Raw genomic sequence first — 16,121 nt, 5'->3', positions numbered from 1 at the left:
AATTCAACAATGGACTGGCTCCGGCCAAAGCTGAAGAAAAACTCAAAACCGTGTCCGGAATGAGTTGACCACTACACCCTGTGCCGAAACAAGCGCGACATTAGGCCCCATATTTAAACCCGGAAGGCGGTTGAAATGTGCCCAACTTCAGCCTTCGTCCTGGCAGCCTCGCGAGCGTCCGCCCACCTGTTGCGTAACATCGGCCAGCTCATGCGCTTCCCGTAGTTGTAGACCCATTCGCCCGCATCGCTTCCAGCTGCTGCCCCGAACATGTGGTTGAGCAGCTCATCGCCATCCGTGAGGAATACGGCAGGGTCGGCCTTGCAGACGGTGCCGGAATGTACGGTATCGCCCACCTTGAGGCCATTGCCAAGGCCTGGGCCGAAGCTTGTGCCTTCCGCGGCGCTGCCGAAGTTGTCGCGGATCAGAGCGGTAAGGTTCGGGTAATCCCACGATCCGTCGACGCCATTCAGTGACCAAGCTTCCTCGGCCTTGCGCCGAACCCAGCTAACGCACGGCCCTTCCTCGGTATCGAAAATTCCAAGCAGAAACCACTCTGGCCCTGGGCATTCCGGCTTCCACCCGAGGCAATGGCAATCCCCATCGGCGTAGGGGTGCTGCTCACCGATATCTGAGTCCATGTGCCACTGTTGTAACTCAAGGCCCTGCTGTACAAGCCAGGCCTTAAAGGCTGCCACGTCCTCTTCGAACTCCGGTCCGTCGGGATGGTGCCACCAGCCGTCTTGATCGCGCTCAATAGGCGCTCGTAGGATTAGTTTCAATGCTTCGGACATAGAAATTCCTTCGTCGCAATTATGTGGAAGCAGTTATACAAAGGAAGTTGTGCGTACAGTTTTAAATGCCGTTGGTCTAGTCAGGAAATATGTGCCGCTTAAATAGATCGCCCAGTACATCTGGTGAGCTATCTTTAATCGCCTTAATTACCTCAACGGTTTATTCAAGGATGGCTGTATGAGAATTCGCGGAGATACCTTTTGGGAATGGGCCGATCCTTCGCTGCATCACCGAACCCATGAAGAAACCCTCAATGACGGCACTTTCATCGACGTACAGGTACGGTTATCGCGGACGGGCACAACTCAGTTGTTCTTGGGCGTGTACTCGCCCTCAGGCATGGCATTGGACGAGGAGGCCTATGACTCACGCCCTGGTGAGTCAATGACGCGCGCGCTGGCCTGGGGCGTAGGGCGAGCTCGCCATATGGCCGTGGCTCCTGCGGCATCTAAGCGAGGAGCGAAGTCGTAGCCGAAAGCTCGTTTTCTGGTTGGGGTACAAATGTGCGCTTGGCGTCAGGATGGCGTGGTCAGGCTTCCACAACGTTGGTTTCTCGGCTCTCGCATTCCACAGCTCGATCGCCTTGTCGCGGCCTGGCTGCTCTTCGCCCTCATCCTGTGCCCCGCCAACTGGGCCACGGGCCAGGCAAGCCTCATGCGGCCTAGTCAGGCCTTGGCAGATCACCACTGTGGCGTCGCTGTCTAGGCGCTCGATGAGAAAGTCCTGCTGGCCGCAGAAGGGGCACGGCAGCATCTCGCTGACAGCTCAGCCTTATCGAGGCTGGTGGTGTAAAACCACTTGTCGATCCAGGTGAGCTTCGCAGATGTCATGGGTTCTTAAGAGCTACCTACCACTGCAAGCGAGGGATAGATCATGGCAACTCCAAAGGAAAACCTACTGGACTGGCTACGTGACGCACACGCGATGGAGCAACAGGCAGAAAGCATGCTTAAGGGCCAGGCAGAGCGCTTGGAGCACTACCCAGAACTCAAGGGGCGAATTGTCAGGCATATCGAGGAGACACAAGGCCAGCAGCGCGCACTGGTGGAGTGCATCGAACGCCTGGGGGGCAGCACGTCTACATTCAAGGACCTGGCAGGCAAATTGATGGCGTTTGGCCAAGCGGTAGGCGGCATGACCATGAGCGACGAGGTGGTCAAAGGCGCGATGGCAGGTTACGTCTTCGAGAATATGGAAATTGCTTCATACACCGTGCTCATCGAAGCAGCGCAGATGGCCGGTGACAGCGCCACGGAGCAAGCTTGTCGCTCGATTCTCGAGGAAGAAGTCGCCATGGCGCAGTGGCTGAAAGAGCATCTGCCGGAGGTGACCCGCGCGTTTCTGACGCGGTCGGCTGACCCTGACGTTGAAGCCAAGCGCTAGGCTGTGAGGTGCCGCGCCGGGAATTCCGGCGCGGTCTTTTCTCATTGTTGGCCAGTATTCACCTTGCCCAGTTCGGCTCCTGTCAGCGGCTGGGCATCAGGATCCGATTGAGTGCGCAGCTTCATTGCCTCCACTGTCTGCGCGCCGACCTCGTCGAGCTGGACACTGGCCGAGCCATCACCACCGTCCACCGCTGGCTGAGGCTCGTCCACGTAAATCCAGTGCTCCCCTTCATTCCATGCGCCGCGCATTTCCTCCCCTTGGGACAGATTGAAGTAGGTCCGATTGAACTCAGGGTCACCCGGCAATTTACCCTGCGGGAAATTAGGCTGGATGGCGTGCAGCGCCTTCTCGAAGGACATCTGGTGGGCAATCTCCCGGCTCATGAGGAAACCCAGGGCGTCCTTGATGCCGGGGTCATCCGTCACGTTTATCAGCCGTTCATAAACGATCTTGGCCCTTGCCTCGGCGGCAATGTTTGAGCGCAGATCCGCAGTAGGTTCACCGATGGTGTCGATGTAAGCAGCGCTCCAGGGTACGCCTGCAGAATTTATCAACGGTGCGCCGGCCCCATACAACAGGCTGGTAACATGCGAGTCGTTGCCTGCGCCTGTCAGAGAGCGGTACAGCTCTCCTTCTGCTTCAACGCCTTCTGCCAAACTGCCTTTGGCACCTTTATTCAGCATCACCACGATCGAACCGATGATTTCCAGATGACTCAGTTCTTCGGTGGCGATGTCGTAGAGCATGTCCTTGCGTCCTGGATCATCCTCGCTGACGGCCTGGGTGAAGTAGCGCATGGCGGCCGCCAACTCGCCCTGCGGCCCGCCGAACTGTTCCAACAGCAAGTTCGCCAAGCCTGGGTTGGGCTGCGCCACGCGGACGGTGTATTGCAATCGCTTGTTGTGCATGAACATAAACTTTCCTCATCAGTGTGCAGAGGCAGCAGAACTGCCCCTGCGCGTTTCACGGATGACTAGCGGTTGTCGTCACTTTTACGACCGCCGCCATGGCTATGTTGGCCACCGACCCGCCCGGCTTCGGAGGCTTTCTCACGGTCATTGGCGAAATTCCCCCCGGAAGCCTGCCCCCCTTTATGGCCAGCCTCGGAAGCTCGCTCAGGGTCGTTCTTGAAATTACCCCCCGACGCTTCACCGCCTTTTTTCCCAGCTTCGGAGGCGCGCTCCGGGTCGTTCTTGAAGTTGCCGCCGGACATCTGGCCGCCCTTGTGCCCGGCCTCGGACGCTTTTTCGCGGTCGTTGGCGAAGTTGCCTGGATTGGTGTTGGCGTTACCGCCTTGATTACCGCGGTCGTCTTGATTGCTAGCCATGATTGACACCTCATGTCGGTAGTTACACAGGAAGGTCTGTGTTCATCAGTGACCGAGGTCAAGCGGCAGGAAGTGCAAAGAATTCTGGATTGATCGACGGAATGCACTAAAGAGCTGGGCTCGTTTTTCTAGAGGCGTTGAACAACACGCGCGGGCATTCAAACCACTATTAACCGCGGTGCAGAAAGCAAGGGCACAGGCATTTAGCACCGAGTGCGATAAAGGACTTTTTCAACCAGTTATCAATTGGGCTGAACGGATGCGATGAGATTGGTATCCATCCAACTAAGCCCCCAGCGCATAGGATGTTCGTCATGTCCCATCACCTGTATTTAATCAGCTACATCCTCGACAACCAGCCTGGTACGTGCGAGTTACGTTGCGACCAGGAAAATCTGAGCCGTGAGGACGCCCGCGCGTACCTTCAAGGCCTCCATAGAAACGAAGCGACTTCTTTCACCGATGTTCAAGTACAGCGTATCGAGCATGAACACGTGCGTGGCACGTCACCAGGTCACTATCAGCAGCCCTAGGTGCTATCGGTATGAACGCAATCACAGAGCAGATAGCCCAAGAGCAGTGCTGTTGTCTTGCGCTCAATGACTGGTTTGCGCTCTACGATGACGTTGCGCGAAGACGCGAATGCCCGAGCACGCACCACGACGAGCTACTCAGTCTTGCCGACGAGATGTATCGGGTCGGGCTTATTGACTGGCGCGAATGTCGAGACCTGAAACAACTTGCTGGCCGCGGGTTCCTTCTGGCCATTGCAGGCGGTGATTATCACGCTGTTGGGACAGGCGCCTCATCTATGGATGGCGGTGGGGCTTAACGACGTAATTTGGGATCCGATGCCGCTGCTGTGCGGGTCAAGGTCCGTCCGCATGCGTCGCATCCTGGCCACCACAGCCGGCACTGTTTGGTGCTGCTGAACACATGAGCGGCGGCAGCGGTCTACTGGCGCCATCTGAATTGACGAGGAATGGCCATGGAGATCTTGCCTTTACTGGAGGCGTTACTGCACGCCCGTGGGCCTGGCGGCCAGGAAGACGAGGTGCGGGTGGTCGCACGACAGATGCTGGCAGAAGTTTGCGATGAGATTTTCACCGACAATGCCGGCAACCTGGTGGGAGTTGTTCGGGGTGCCGATAAAGGCAGCCCCGATGCAGCGATACGAGTCATGGCCCATCTCGACGAGATCGCGATGATCGTCAAGAAAGTTAGGCAGGACGGTACGCTGGAAGTCATGGCATTGGGCGGCGCGCAGCCGATCTGCTTCGGAGTATGCCCCGTTGACATCCTCGGCGATGCCCTAGTGTTACCAGGGGTGTTGTCATACGGGTCGATGCATAACAGCGGGCATAGCGCCAATGGGCGTGACGTGCTTTCCGGTGCGGTGAAGTGGCAGGATGTCTACGTCGTGACCCGCCAATCCAAGCAGGCGCTGGAACATGCAGGCGTTCGCCCTGGCACCAGGGTGGTGCTCAGCCAGCACTGGCGTAAACCGTTCAAAGTGCATGATTGCATCGCTGCACACTTTCTTGATGACCGAGCCCCGCTGGCGGCGGCACTTCACTGCGCACACCTGCTACAAAACCGGCGGAGCGAACTGCACCAAGATGTGTGGTTCGTCCTGACAACGCTCGAGGAGGAGTCCAATGCCGGCGCTATGTATGCAGCCGCCAGGCTGCCAGGTGATACGACGATAGCCGTGGAGGTCGGGCCAGTACTGGACGAGTACGGCACCCAGCTATCGGCCGACCCTATCATCAACACCGGTGACCAGAAGGGATACTACAGCCGCAGTGTGGTGCAGGCCTTGATGGCGGCAACGCGCAGAGCCGGCTTCACGCCGCAGCCAGCATTGCTAGCCGACTTTGCGTCTGATGCGAGTGCTGTGCTCAGTACTGGTACTGATGCCTGGGCGGGGTGTATCGCGATTCCGACAGAAAATACCCATGGTTTCGAGATGGTACTGGTCGAGGGAATCACAGCCTGCTCACTCAGTCTGACGGAGTATCTCCTGCGGCCGGATGCGGATGTCACTCCTTGGGGATGACTGAAATCTTGCCGTTGCGCTCAACAATGGCGAACTTGATCTGCTTGACATGTTCGATGCCTTGGCTGTCCCGTGCCGACTCCAAGATGTCATCTTCTGTCAGCCGCGCCCGGCGCATACGCTGGTGCAGGAAGCGGCCCTGTTCGACCACTAGGGTTGCATGGCCATCCAGCAATCGCGCTAGCGGTTTCGAATTGAGCTTCGCCAGCGACAGACCGACGTCCAGAACAATCAGGGTTGCGATCACCAGCATGGCATTGATGAAGGAAAAGTCGTCGCCGAGCAGCGCCTGCTGGGTTGCCTCGCCAATTATCAGCAAGAGGACAAAGTCGAAGGTGGTCAGGTCTGCCAGCGAGCGTCGACCGGCAACGCGAAACAGTAGCATGAGAGCGACGTACATACCCGCCGCGCGAAGGATGGAGTCCATAGCTCGTTCCTACGGATAAAGGAAGGTGGAGAAACTTACTGCGCTGGTCGGACTAGTCCTGACGATACCTTCCAGGGTGCCGACAGATTCACTGCGCAAGGTCAGGTAGAGCGTGGCGATACCGTCTCGACTGGTGCCGAGCTGCAGTAGCAGCGCCTCGCCGTGAGAAATGGATGACTGCGGCTCGGGTTGCATTGTTTCGATACTGGCTTCACGCAGCAGGCTTCCTCCGAGCATTACTTTCACAGGTTTCCCGGCTATACCGTGAACGGTGATGCGCAGGTCGTCCGTGGTGCCACTGCGGCTGAGGCGCTGGTACTCTACTTGTATACGCCCGTCAGTGCTGGTGACCTGGGCGTCGCTGAGCGGGCCGTTGCCGAAGGCCCCGGCCAGGGCCAGTAGGATAATCACTACCAGGACATACCAGCCCACCCGCTCGAAACGCCACACCCGCTCCTGCATGCGCATGTCCTCTTCTACCGGCTCATGCCTTGAAAGCAACTCGTCTTCATTCATGTCTCTGTCCTCAGGCTGATTCCCCGCGCAGCCAGCCTCGGCGGTAAAGTGCCAGGCGCGACAGCTCGTAGTGCGCACCTTGGCGCATGACATCGGCACGTTCGCCAAAGAAGCGCTGAATACGGCCAGCGGCCCCGGTCGTGGCGAGGGCTATGCAGGATTCGGCTGTGGTGAGCAGTAATTTATGGGTTTTGGGGTATCCCAGTGCGTCGATAACAGGGTCCGCGTCCATGACACGTCCTCCTCTGGATGTTATGTGGTGGACGCGTTTGCGCTTGGGTTGGTTCAGAGTTAGAAGCCCCTGCCTGTCCAGGCCAAGGGAAATGTCCTGAACTTAGATGAGCTGAGCGGCTTTTTCAGGGTAACTGGGCTGCGGTGAAACCGAGTCGCTGCAGCCGCCTAGTACCCGACGAGCAGAAAGAATCATGACTGATCCGGTGACGTACTTCTGGATCGCTGTTTCGGTGATCATCTTGCTGGTCGATTTGTGGGCAATCATCAGTGAGTTTCGCAGCGACAAGGCCGACGTGACAAAGGCCATGTGGGCGCTCATGTTGCTCGCGTTGCCTGTCGTCGGCTTGGCTATTTGGGCCGCCATGGTTGGGCTCACAAGAGCGGGAGGAGGGGGCGCCATGGGGTTGCTCTGGTTCGAGTCAGAAGCAGAGTGGGAGTGACGCCAGCCAGGACGGCGGGCGTGTAGGTAGGGTGCCGAGAAGGGTAAAAATCGGTTCCAAAACTGAAACACCGACCCTTGTAGAATGCGGCCTGTAGCCGCTCCGTTTCGACTTTGTTTGGGAACTGATAACGTGCTGCAAGCCGCATCAGCGGGGCTTTTTTAAGCCTGCAGATTGCGCAACCCCCTGCATTTGGGACAAAAAGGGGACGCCCAAGCAAATTGCGTGTCCGCCAGTGTTCACTCCGCAGGCAGTGTCAAGCCGTAGCAGGCCAGCACCAGTATCAGCGCACCAAGCACCATTAGCACGTAGTTGAGCGGCGTGAAGCGCGCGTTGCTGCGACCCTCTGGATCCCCAGCGGCAGCGTTCAGCCCGCGTTGGCCCAGCCAGGCGATCCAACCGGTGACCGGCAGGATCCCCAGGCTGACCATGTCAGCAATGGGGAAACCGATGTTCCGCCGCGCCAGAGTGTCGGCAAGGTTGCTGATGAGCAGGCCAATCACGAACAGCGTCGCCAGCCCGACAGGGCGCCACTGGAAGTCGCTGCCGTCACGCTTGAGCTGGTTATCGGCTTCGCGGTACAGGGCGTGGGTGAAAAACAGCGCGAAGAATGCCCTGGCTATGGGCCACAGTTTTTCGCCTTTGCTGCGTTCCAACTGCTTCCAGTTCTTGTAAGCCCAGTAGATCTGGTACAGGCCTATAGACAAAACCCAGAGGGTGAGAAATTTGCCTTTGGACACCACGTAGAAAGGACGGTGTTTGTTTAACGGCTGTGCGGTGGTCGGGCCTGGTTGGTTTGGGGTGTAGGTGGTTTCGGGCACGCGCAGTCCTTTGATTGGCCGGAACAGGGCGGCGGACATTAGCGCATGTCGAGTGCTAACGCCAACTTCAACCCGGCGCTGCCGGCATTTCTCTCCATGACGGGTTTGTCCATTACGACGATGTCGCGCGAAGATGCGACTGCTCATGTGCGCACCACGACGGGTTGCTGCGGCTCGCCGATGAGTTACCCGCGCGTCGTTGGGGCTTCGGGGGCTGGATGATATAGGTCATCCTCGCCCGGGCATGTCGGCGGGCTCATGTGGTAAAAGAGGGTGTCAAACAGGAGATTCGATATGGGCAAGACAGCCAAACCCTTTTACTTCGCGGGTTTACCGCTTGTTGCGATAGGCACTGCCTTCGCCGCCGTTGGCGCTTCGGGGCAGGAAGCCTTCGGGTACACCGCAGTTGGTCTGCTCGTGCCTGGCCTGGTGCTGCTTGTCACGGCCTACTGGTCAAGACGCCGGGGGTCTTGAGTTGTAGGGGAGGAGTCGGCTGATGAACCTTCTGCCGAGCCGTGCCTTAGTCAGCGGCGCTTACGCAGCCATTCATCTGCGACGTCGCCCATGGTGACAGGTGCGCCGCTCTTGATCCAAGCCATGAAGGCACGATCGAACTTGAATGCCTCGCCACATTCGCGGGCCAGGAACTGTCTGACTTTCTGAGTGTTGCGGTAGTTGCTATCGAGTGGGGTGGTTCGGGTAATCGGCCCTGAGTGCCAGTTGACGCTCATCTCCATATCCTTTGCCTGCGGATTCGCATGAAGGCTAACACCGCTCGCATTACATGGCACTACCGCGGGCACCGTCGAGCAGGTGATTCGGGCTCTTGACGTTAGCCCGCCGCGGCGCTGGTTGTTCAGGTTGGTTCAGGGGCCGTATGATCTGAACGGTTTCGCAGTTTGTTACTGAGCCTCACCCCATTGAAGGACATGAGCATGGGAAAGTATTTCGATAATTCAGGCCTGTTCAAGGCCGCTTCGTATTCCTGCAACGTGCTTCCGGCCAGCGGCATCGCCAGCTGGGAGCGGAAAAATAGTTCGCTGAATACGAAGGAATTTTTGATATGTCCAAAGAACTACTCGGAGTTTCTGCTCTAGGCTTGATGGTGGTCGGTGAGTTCTGTGCAATCTACAGTGAAGTGGTTGTCGCCAAGCTCGCCCAAACAGGAAGTGCTTCGTGGGAGACACTCTTTCTTCCCTTGGTACTGATGTGTTTTGCAGGTATTTGCCTACTGGCAGCATACTGGCTTGGATACGTTGCAGTCGGTGATATCTGGATCGTCACCGTGGTGTCAGTGACCTCTTTGTTGCTTCTTGAGCCCGTCGTTGTCTGGGCTCTGTTTCATGAGTCACCTGGGCGGGGAGCGCTCATTGGCTTCACGCTAGGTGCCTTAGGCATGCTGGCCACTGTAGTGCTGTAACTTGCCGTTCCGGCCCAGCATTCAATTGCTGGGCCAATCGCAGGGTCTTCCTGAGCTTGAACCAGCCAATCAGCGCGCTTCGCACTGCGAGGCGGTGAAGGTGCCGTCCTCCGCTCGGCGGGCGCCATAACCACCGCAGCGGAGCTGGGGCCCTTCTGATCGGGCACATATCCTTGGCCTGCCCACCTATCCAGCATGGATGGAAAGCCAGTGGCGAGCTCTGTAGTGTCGTAGTACGGTCCGCCTTTAACTCATCCCCGGCACCTTACCTCTAATCCCACGGACCGGGGCTCTCATGACCTGGGAGGTCGAATGGACGTCGCACAGAAGATCAGCCAACAAGAATTGGATAACGCCCTGATGGCTTTTGCTCGTTACAAAATCGGAGAAATCAAGGTCTTCGACTTGGAACAGGTAATGAGCTTCGAGGCTGGCCAAGCCTTGTCCGAAAGTGGGCTGGTCCGGTTCTCGATAACCAAGATGGTGTCAGGCCGGTATCGCATTAGCGATGAAGGGGAGAACGCCATCACCGAGGCTGGTCGAGATCGCCTGCAGTTGATCCGCTCCTGACTTTATGCGCCGCCCCGTGGGGGCGGCAAATGACTTTAAAACTTTGTGGTTAACCACCCGCTGGTTTGCAACCGACGCCGAAAAAAGGCCGCAATGATTCATTAGCAGTGACCGCCGCGATCATTGTCTTCACAGACTTGGGGGCGAGGCTTGCGGCAATACTGAACGAGGAGTTCGAGTATGGCTTTGATCCGCAAAGCCGCTGCGCGATGATATGGCGAGTAGGGTAAGAAATGCGGCTATGCTATCCACTTTTTCAGCGCTAATCTTGAACCGCACAGTGGCATTGGCTTGCTACCCATCCTGCCTGCACAAGGATCACGATGAGACTTCACGCGTTCATTCTTCGGCATCTCGAGCAAATTTTGGCCGCTTGGGAGAGCTTTGCGCGGACTGTTGAAACCAGCATGCCTGCGATGGATACCCAAGGGTTGAGGGATCATGCCGCGCAAATATTGATGACTGTGGCTGAAGACATGCAAACGCCCCAGACCGAACGGCAGCAGATCGCAAAATCCCATGGGCAGGGCCCGGTAGCCGATGGGGATGCGGCCTCCCAGACTCATGCGATGACACGATTCGTGGCGGGGTTCTCCATGGATCAGATGGTTTCCGAGTATCGCGCTCTTCGGTCCAGTGTTCTCCGATTATGGCTGGCTGGCAGTCGCATCGACGATGAGCATGACTTTCAGGACATGATCCGCTTCAACGAAGCCATCGACCAGGCGCTCATCGAGTCGATTGCGATCTACGGAGAAGCAGTGGAAACCACCCGGAAAACAGTACTAGGGGTATTGGGCCATGACCTTCGCTCACCCTTGGGCGCTGTATTAATGGCGAGTGACCTGCTTGGCAAAAGCATGAATCTGGACGCCAGGGACAGAAAGCTGGCAGGGCAGATTAGCGCGAGTGTGGGTAGAGCCAACCAGATGGTGACCGACCTGCTCGACTTGGCCCGTTGCAATCTCGGCAGTGGCATCCCGGTAGATCCTGAAAATACTGATCTTGGTGCCCTTTGCGCGTCTGTCATCGATGAGGTGCGCACCGCATTTCCTCGTGCACAGATAATCTTGAGTGTAAGTGAGCCTGTGACGGGGATGTACGACCCAGGTCGCATGGAGCAGGTGCTCAATAACCTGATTGGCAATGCGGTTCGGCATGGGGATTTGCAGCAGCCGATCCTTGTGACACTTTCGAGGGAGCACGACTGCGCGGTGTTCAGTGTACAAAACCGCGGCGAGCTCATCCCTGCCAATGTGCTGCCTCACATTTTCAATCCACAAGCCCGCTACTCAACCTATGCGGCCACAGAGAAAGGTGCGTCCGCCGGGCTCGGGTTAGGGCTGTTCATTGCGGCAGAAATAGTGTCCGCCCATGGGGGCGAAATCGAGGTAGTGTCCACCGTTGAGCAAGGCACGATATTCAAGGTGCTGCTTCCGATTACCTAGGTGCTGTCTGTACTGATGGAGAAACGATCATGCAATACGACGACAAACTGATTGAAGATGCGGTGCTTGCTCTGTTGGCTATTTACAGTTTCGACGAAGGCACGGCGTGGAAAGGGTTCGACTTCGAGATCATGAATCGGCTGCATGAGCATGGTTTCATCAGTAATCCAGTTAACAAAAAAAATCTGTCTGGTTGACGGAAGAGGGGTTGGAGCGAGGGCAAGAGGTAGCGGCCCGGCTGTTTCGGACAGGGGCTGAAACGGAGCAGGTACCCGACTCGCAAACCTGATTTAGTACTTGTAAACCTGGATAGGTGGATATCAAGCACAGCGATGAACATCCGAGCAACGACCGAGAAAGACTGGAGGTTACTGAAGCAGGTCAGGCTCGCCGCGCTGCTGGACGCGCCAACGGCTTTCGGTGTCAGTTACACAACTGCTGCGGGCTACGACAGCGACCAGTGGAAACAAAGAGCCTCTTGCGAGGGTACCGAATTCTGGCTGGCGTTCCAGGAAGGGCAGCCCATTGGAATGGTCGGTGCAACAGTCAGCGAATCAAACCGCTTTAATTTGATCGGGATGTGGGTTGAGCCCGCTGCTCGTGGTTCTGCATCGCAAAACAGTTGGTCGATGTCGTCAAGGCTCGGTCTTCAGCGCGAGGTTTTGACGGCGTTTTCTTGGATGTTTCCCCTGCCAACACTCCAGCCTCAAGCTTCTACTTAAAGCAGGGCTTTGTCTTCCTGGGTGAATGGGAAGCCTTGGAAAGCCACCCGCATATCACTGTCCAGACAATGCAATGGATGCCGCGCTGATCCCATCAGTTCGCTTTGCTGCGCATTTCGTGGGCTCGCTACGCAGTTCGGTGGTCTAGGCGCCGACAAAAAGGTACTGCATGTTCAATGAAACAGTTCGCCCACTGGAAGACCCCGTCTACCTGTTCGCCACGGTACGGCAACCTTGTGAATATCGCCCCAACGTTACGGCCATTGTGCTGTTTGGCCTGAGGGTCGAAGGCGCGGGCGAACCGCCGGTTTATCTGGAGATTCGGTTCATCGATTATCACAGTCTGCAGGTTGAAGGCGACCACCTGATGTTGTCACTGCAGGATGCGGTGGCGTCCGCCCATGTCGATTACGGTATCTTGCCAAGTGATTGGCGTGTGATGAGCCAAAATGAGATTGACCGTATTGACGGCTAGCGGGCTATATGGAGTTCTTGATGTCCTGCTGGCTGCTATTTTTGCCTGCATGCCCAAGCGCATCTAGCTTCTTCGAAACCTCCCAGTACTCGGCCTGGTAATGAAAGGTCATTCGCTCCATGGCGGTGGCTTTCTTGAATGCCAAGCCTGTCGCGATGATTGCCAAAAGGTTGACCACGCTCACCCCATGCAGCAGCAAATCCCCCGCCGCGAAAGAGCCGATGTACAGAAAGACCAACAGTATCGCTACATAAAACTTTCTCTTGCTGTGCCAACCAAGCCTATACAGCTCATTCTTTGTCTCTATAAGCCTTTCTATTTCGGCATTGGTGCTTTCTGGTGCCGCAACGTCCATGTTTCAGTACTTCCTTGTCAGCACAGGTCAGGTGGTGTCAGCGGCGGCGAGCATATGGCCTGAGCAAAGCCAAGTAAAGCAATGCAATCTGGGGTTGCCGGCTGTGCAGAACGCCCCCGGGTTCGGGGCTAGGGTGGCGTGCTGCTCGACAAGCTACTAATCGTAGGTTACCTTTGGTAGGTAGTGGGTTATTCTCTTTTGCCGAGAGAGCCTTACCTTGTATCTGGAGAGCTAACCATGCACAGCTTGATTGTCGTTGCCCACCCCGAGCCCCATTCACTCACCCATGCCATCGCCCAGCGCATCGTGGGCGGTATCACCGCCTCAGGCTCGCAGCACACCACTGAGCTGGCTGACCTTTTTGAAGAGGGCTTCGACCCGCGTTTCAACCCGTCGGACCGCGCATTGTTTCTCAAGCAGTCTGCACCGCCTGCTGACGTTGCTGCTGAGCAAGAGCGGGTGGATCGTGCTGATGCGCTGGTCTTGGTTTTTCCGATCTACTGGTGGTCTTTCCCGGCATTGCTCAAAGGCTGGATTGATCGCGTCTTCAGTCAAGGCTGGGCTTACGAAGACAGTAGTGACGGCCGGGTGCAGAAGAAACTGCAGCGTTTGCAGGTGCATCTGGTCGCCATAGGCGCCGCTGACGAAGGCTCCTTCACCCGGCATGGCTATGCGTCTGCCATGAAAACGCAGATCGATCACGGGATTTTTGACTACTGTGGTGCCGAGGTCCGCAGTTCGTCCGTGCTGTTACCGGCTGATAGCGACTACCCGCTGGCCTACCTGGAAAGGGCGCACGCTATCGGTACGCGCATCTTCGCTTCACAGGTGTAAGGCACAGTGGGACAATGCGGCCCATGAACTCGTCTACTTCCGTGCCTTCACGCCGACGCCTGACCCGAGAAGCCCGCGCCCGCCAGTTGCTGGAGGCTTCCTGGGCGTTGATCGCCGAGGAGGGCACGGATGCGCTCAGCCTCGGCCGCCTGGCTGAGGCTGCGGGCGTTACCAAGCCTGTGGTCTATGACCATTTCGGCACGCGTAACGGCCTGTTGGCCGCGCTGTACGAAGACTACGACATTCGCCAAACCGCGCTTTTCGATGCTGCGATAGCCGCCGTCGAGCCCACCTTGCAGGCCAAGGCTCGTGCGTGTGCCAACGCCTACGTTGATTGTGTGATGGCCCAGGGGCGCGAGATCCAGGGTGTCCTAGCCGCACTTAGTGGCTCGCCAGAGTTGGCGATGGTCAAGCGCGAGTATCAAAAGGCGTTCATCGGCAAGTGTGCCGGGATATTCGCCCCGTTTGCCGGGCCTGGTGGTGCTTCCAGCGCCAGTCTTTGGGCCATCCTAGGGGCAGCCGAGGCGCTGTCGGACGCTGCACTGGCAGCAGATATCACCCAAGAGCAGGCAAAAGAAGAGTTGCGGCTGACGATTATGGCGGCGGTTCAGCGCAGCCATTAACGCCAAACGGCGACGGCAGCCGCTATCGGGCTTTTAACAGCGGTATAGCCACCGGCATATCGTGCGGGCAAAAGAAAGCCCGCCGAGGCGGGCAAGGTCTATCACGTAGGGATAGGTTCATAATGCCGGGGCCGAGGTGAAAAAAGGGTGAAAGAAACATCTTCGTCATGTGATCATTCGATCAACTGCACCTTCGTGCATATATCACTCTTGAACGGATCTTTTGTGCGAGATGCTTCTGATAGATGACGATGCTTGGGACTTTCACCTGTTCGGCGCGAACTTCGAAAGTGAAGAGCACGCCCAGCTGTACATCTTCGAGCAGTGGGAAGCAGAGCCGCCCGCCACAGCCAGTGACGATGAATACAGTGCCTGGGAAGAGCGTAATCCGACTTGGCGATTGGCTGAAGACCTTGAGTTCCATATGGACTCTGACTTTGTCGAGTATCCAGGCGGGATAGAGGGTGTTCTGTCGCAGATGCGTTGCCCAGCTGAACGGGCTCAGGTAATCGCCAAAGGCTCAGCGTTTACCCACTTCATCATGATTGGCAGCAACCCGTCAGCCATATGGTGCGACCGTCGCTCGCTTTCCGATCAAGTTGAGCCGGTGACGCGCCTGCCCGAAAGCACCGCAACCATCACCTATCTGGGCAAATACAGCACGTAACGGCGAGCCCCGGCGCTGCGTGGCTTCAAGCCGTTTCGGTTTAGCGTGGGGGCGGATATAGTGGTCTCGCCCCGGGCACATTGATTGCCCAACACCGAGATCGGTATGTCCCTGCAAAAACGTAACAATGTGCACGTTGCCGGAAGTGGCACCGCGACGTTGATCCTGTCCCACGGGTTTGGCTGCGACCAGTCGATGTGGAAGTTTCTGCTGCCGCATTTGCTCACCCGCTTTCGCGTCGTGACCTATGACCTTGTAGGCGCTGGCCAATCTGATACTCAAGCCTACGACCGCGACAAGTACGCGTCATTGTGGGGCTATGCGTCTGACCTCAACGAATTGATCGACGAATTCGCCCAAGGGCCGATTATCGTCGTTGGCCATTCGGTTAGCGCAATGGTCGGCGCCTTGGCTGAGCGCCAGAGTGCCGGGCGAATCGCTGCGCTGATAATGATTGGCGGCTCGCCTTGCTATATCAATTCGCCAGGGTATACAGGCGGCTTCTCGGCAGAAGAAGTGCACTCATTGCTGCATACCATTGATGAGAACTTCAAAGGTTGGTCCAGCAGCATGGCCCCGGTACTGATGGGCACGCCTGGGCAGCCGGCGCTTGGCGAGGAGCTGGTCAGCAGCTTTTGCCGCACCGATGCGCAGATCGCCAGGCACTTCGCCCGCGTGATCTTTTTGTCCGATCACCGCGCTGACATAGCTGGGCTTCAATTACCGACACTGATCTTGCAATCCACAGGTGACCCGGTCGTGCCCGTGGCGGTGGGTGATTATCTGCACGCCGCACTACCTAACAGCCATTTGAGCCTTATTGATAACATGGGCCATTACCCGCAGATGAGCGCGCCCAGTGCCTGTTCGGCGGCGATGGATGTGTTTTTTGCGAGTTGCCAGCTGGGATAAGCCTGCCGCAAGCGCCTGGGCCAGGCCAGAAAAAGAAAACCCGCCACGGTGGGCGGGTTTGAATTAGAACGTATTAAAGCCAGGCCAGTG

General features: G+C 57.2%; 23 protein-coding genes and 3 pseudogenes. 16 read left to right on the top strand and 10 right to left on the bottom strand.

The annotated features are described in order from the left end of the window. Positions 1–113 precede the first annotated feature (113 nt). Entirely contained in the window at positions 114–794 is a 681-nt protein-coding gene (locus HU720_RS24285; protein WP_238337655.1) for a hypothetical protein, read from the bottom strand. Between the two features lie 178 nt (positions 795–972). Here HU720_RS24285 and HU720_RS24280 point away from each other — a divergent pair, with 178 nt between their 5' ends. Then, positions 973–1,266, top strand: coding sequence for a hypothetical protein (locus HU720_RS24280; protein ID WP_238337654.1), 294 nt, complete (start codon positions 973–975; stop codon positions 1,264–1,266). Positions 1,267–1,668: 402 nt separating this feature from the next. Further along, on the top strand, positions 1,669–2,178 hold the full coding sequence (locus HU720_RS07135) for a ferritin-like domain-containing protein (protein WP_186518556.1): 510 nt from the start codon (positions 1,669–1,671) through the stop codon (positions 2,176–2,178). A gap of 41 nt (positions 2,179–2,219) precedes the next feature. Here HU720_RS07135 and HU720_RS07130 read toward each other — a convergent pair whose 3' ends face one another. The 3 genes and pseudogenes from HU720_RS07130 to HU720_RS24505 all read right to left on the bottom strand — a co-directional run. Beyond that, positions 2,220–3,095 (bottom strand): manganese catalase family protein, encoded by an 876-nt coding sequence (locus tag HU720_RS07130; protein WP_186518554.1) that lies wholly within the window; start codon positions 3,093–3,095, stop codon positions 2,220–2,222. Positions 3,096–3,154: 59 nt separating this feature from the next. Then, positions 3,155–3,245, bottom strand: a pseudogene (locus HU720_RS24275) (KGG domain-containing protein); the annotation flags it as partial. Between the two features lie 2 nt (positions 3,246–3,247). Beyond that, positions 3,248–3,508 (bottom strand): annotated as a pseudogene (locus HU720_RS24505) (general stress protein); the annotation flags it as partial. Between the two features lie 314 nt (positions 3,509–3,822). On the opposite strand from HU720_RS24505, the gene HU720_RS07120 reads away from it, so the two are divergent. From HU720_RS07120 to HU720_RS07110, 3 genes are all read left to right on the top strand, one after another. Beyond that, entirely contained in the window at positions 3,823–4,041 is a 219-nt protein-coding gene (locus HU720_RS07120; RefSeq protein WP_186518550.1) for a hypothetical protein, read from the top strand. Between the two features lie 11 nt (positions 4,042–4,052). Then, on the top strand, positions 4,053–4,340 hold the full coding sequence (locus HU720_RS07115; RefSeq protein WP_186518548.1) for a hypothetical protein: 288 nt from the start codon (positions 4,053–4,055) through the stop codon (positions 4,338–4,340). A 156-nt stretch (positions 4,341–4,496) separates the two neighbouring features. Next, on the top strand, positions 4,497–5,567 hold the full coding sequence (locus HU720_RS07110) for a M28 family peptidase (protein ID WP_186518546.1): 1,071 nt from the start codon (positions 4,497–4,499) through the stop codon (positions 5,565–5,567). Here the strand turns inward: HU720_RS07110 and HU720_RS07105 are convergent. From HU720_RS07105 to HU720_RS07095, 3 genes are read right to left on the bottom strand one after another with little or no spacing between them, the layout of a single operon-like run. Beyond that, positions 5,551–5,994: a YetF domain-containing protein gene (locus tag HU720_RS07105; protein ID WP_186518544.1), complete on the bottom strand. Its 444-nt coding sequence runs from the start codon at positions 5,992–5,994 to the stop codon at positions 5,551–5,553. The two genes, HU720_RS07110 and HU720_RS07105, sit on opposite strands and share 17 nt — an antisense overlap. Before the next feature lie 9 nt (positions 5,995–6,003). Continuing rightward, a complete protein-coding gene (locus HU720_RS07100; RefSeq protein WP_186518542.1) occupies positions 6,004–6,510 on the bottom strand; it encodes a hypothetical protein in 507 nt (168 codons plus the stop codon). Between the two features lie 10 nt (positions 6,511–6,520). Next, the gene (locus HU720_RS07095; protein ID WP_186518540.1) at positions 6,521–6,742 is read right to left on the bottom strand and encodes a hypothetical protein; all 222 of its coding nucleotides are present in this window, start codon (positions 6,740–6,742) and stop codon (positions 6,521–6,523) included. Between the two features lie 193 nt (positions 6,743–6,935). Here HU720_RS07095 and HU720_RS07090 point away from each other — a divergent pair, with 193 nt between their 5' ends. Then, on the top strand, positions 6,936–7,184 hold the full coding sequence (locus tag HU720_RS07090) for a hypothetical protein (protein WP_186518564.1): 249 nt from the start codon (positions 6,936–6,938) through the stop codon (positions 7,182–7,184). 239 nt (positions 7,185–7,423) lie between these two features. Here HU720_RS07090 and HU720_RS07085 read toward each other — a convergent pair whose 3' ends face one another. Both HU720_RS07085 and HU720_RS07080 read right to left on the bottom strand, forming a co-directional pair. Further along, positions 7,424–8,152, bottom strand: a complete 729-nt coding sequence (locus HU720_RS07085; protein ID WP_238337653.1) for a hypothetical protein — start codon at positions 8,150–8,152, stop codon at positions 7,424–7,426. Positions 8,153–8,529: 377 nt separating this feature from the next. After that, positions 8,530–8,736 (bottom strand): DUF6434 domain-containing protein, encoded by a 207-nt coding sequence (locus tag HU720_RS07080; RefSeq protein ID WP_186518538.1) that lies wholly within the window; start codon positions 8,734–8,736, stop codon positions 8,530–8,532. A gap of 332 nt (positions 8,737–9,068) precedes the next feature. On the opposite strand from HU720_RS07080, the gene HU720_RS07075 reads away from it, so the two are divergent. The 6 genes and pseudogenes from HU720_RS07075 (at position 9,069) to HU720_RS07050 (ending at position 12,640) form a co-directional block, all read left to right on the top strand. Further along, positions 9,069–9,425 carry a hypothetical protein gene (locus HU720_RS07075; RefSeq protein ID WP_225917121.1) on the top strand — a complete coding sequence of 119 codons (357 nt, stop codon included), beginning with the start codon at positions 9,069–9,071 and terminating at the stop codon, positions 9,423–9,425. Positions 9,426–9,737: 312 nt separating this feature from the next. Beyond that, the gene (locus HU720_RS07070) at positions 9,738–9,995 is read left to right on the top strand and encodes a hypothetical protein (RefSeq protein WP_186518536.1); all 258 of its coding nucleotides are present in this window, start codon (positions 9,738–9,740) and stop codon (positions 9,993–9,995) included. Between the two features lie 323 nt (positions 9,996–10,318). Further along, the gene (locus HU720_RS07065; RefSeq protein WP_186518534.1) at positions 10,319–11,443 is read left to right on the top strand and encodes a HAMP domain-containing sensor histidine kinase; all 1,125 of its coding nucleotides are present in this window, start codon (positions 10,319–10,321) and stop codon (positions 11,441–11,443) included. Positions 11,444–11,472: 29 nt separating this feature from the next. After that, positions 11,473–11,640, top strand: a complete 168-nt coding sequence (locus HU720_RS24120; protein WP_202883575.1) for a DUF6429 family protein — start codon at positions 11,473–11,475, stop codon at positions 11,638–11,640. 135 nt (positions 11,641–11,775) lie between these two features. Continuing rightward, positions 11,776–12,254: pseudogene (locus HU720_RS07055) on the top strand (GNAT family N-acetyltransferase). An 80-nt stretch (positions 12,255–12,334) separates the two neighbouring features. Beyond that, positions 12,335–12,640 carry a hypothetical protein gene (locus tag HU720_RS07050; protein WP_186518532.1) on the top strand — a complete coding sequence of 102 codons (306 nt, stop codon included), beginning with the start codon at positions 12,335–12,337 and terminating at the stop codon, positions 12,638–12,640. Positions 12,641–12,644: 4 nt separating this feature from the next. Here HU720_RS07050 and HU720_RS07045 read toward each other — a convergent pair whose 3' ends face one another. Continuing rightward, a complete protein-coding gene (locus HU720_RS07045; RefSeq protein WP_186518530.1) occupies positions 12,645–12,995 on the bottom strand; it encodes a hypothetical protein in 351 nt (116 codons plus the stop codon). Positions 12,996–13,232: 237 nt separating this feature from the next. Here HU720_RS07045 and HU720_RS07040 point away from each other — a divergent pair, with 237 nt between their 5' ends. The 4 genes from HU720_RS07040 (at position 13,233) to HU720_RS07025 (ending at position 16,031) form a co-directional block, all read left to right on the top strand. Then, positions 13,233–13,829 (top strand): NAD(P)H-dependent oxidoreductase, encoded by a 597-nt coding sequence (locus HU720_RS07040; protein WP_186518528.1) that lies wholly within the window; start codon positions 13,233–13,235, stop codon positions 13,827–13,829. 23 nt (positions 13,830–13,852) lie between these two features. Further along, positions 13,853–14,452 (top strand): TetR/AcrR family transcriptional regulator, encoded by a 600-nt coding sequence (locus HU720_RS07035; protein WP_186518526.1) that lies wholly within the window; start codon positions 13,853–13,855, stop codon positions 14,450–14,452. 232 nt (positions 14,453–14,684) lie between these two features. Next, positions 14,685–15,119 (top strand): hypothetical protein, encoded by a 435-nt coding sequence (locus tag HU720_RS07030; RefSeq protein ID WP_186518524.1) that lies wholly within the window; start codon positions 14,685–14,687, stop codon positions 15,117–15,119. 105 nt (positions 15,120–15,224) lie between these two features. Next, positions 15,225–16,031, top strand: coding sequence for an alpha/beta hydrolase (locus HU720_RS07025; RefSeq protein WP_186518522.1), 807 nt, complete (start codon positions 15,225–15,227; stop codon positions 16,029–16,031). The last annotated feature ends 90 nt before the right edge of the window (positions 16,032–16,121 follow it).

Origin of the sequence: Pseudomonas sp. SWRI51 (assembly GCF_014268825.1) — a bacterium.
Classification (GTDB): domain Bacteria; phylum Pseudomonadota; class Gammaproteobacteria; order Pseudomonadales; family Pseudomonadaceae; genus Aquipseudomonas; species Aquipseudomonas farsensis.
The sequence above is the reverse complement of the archived record's forward strand: the minus strand, read 5'-3'. Positions and strand labels throughout refer to the sequence as shown.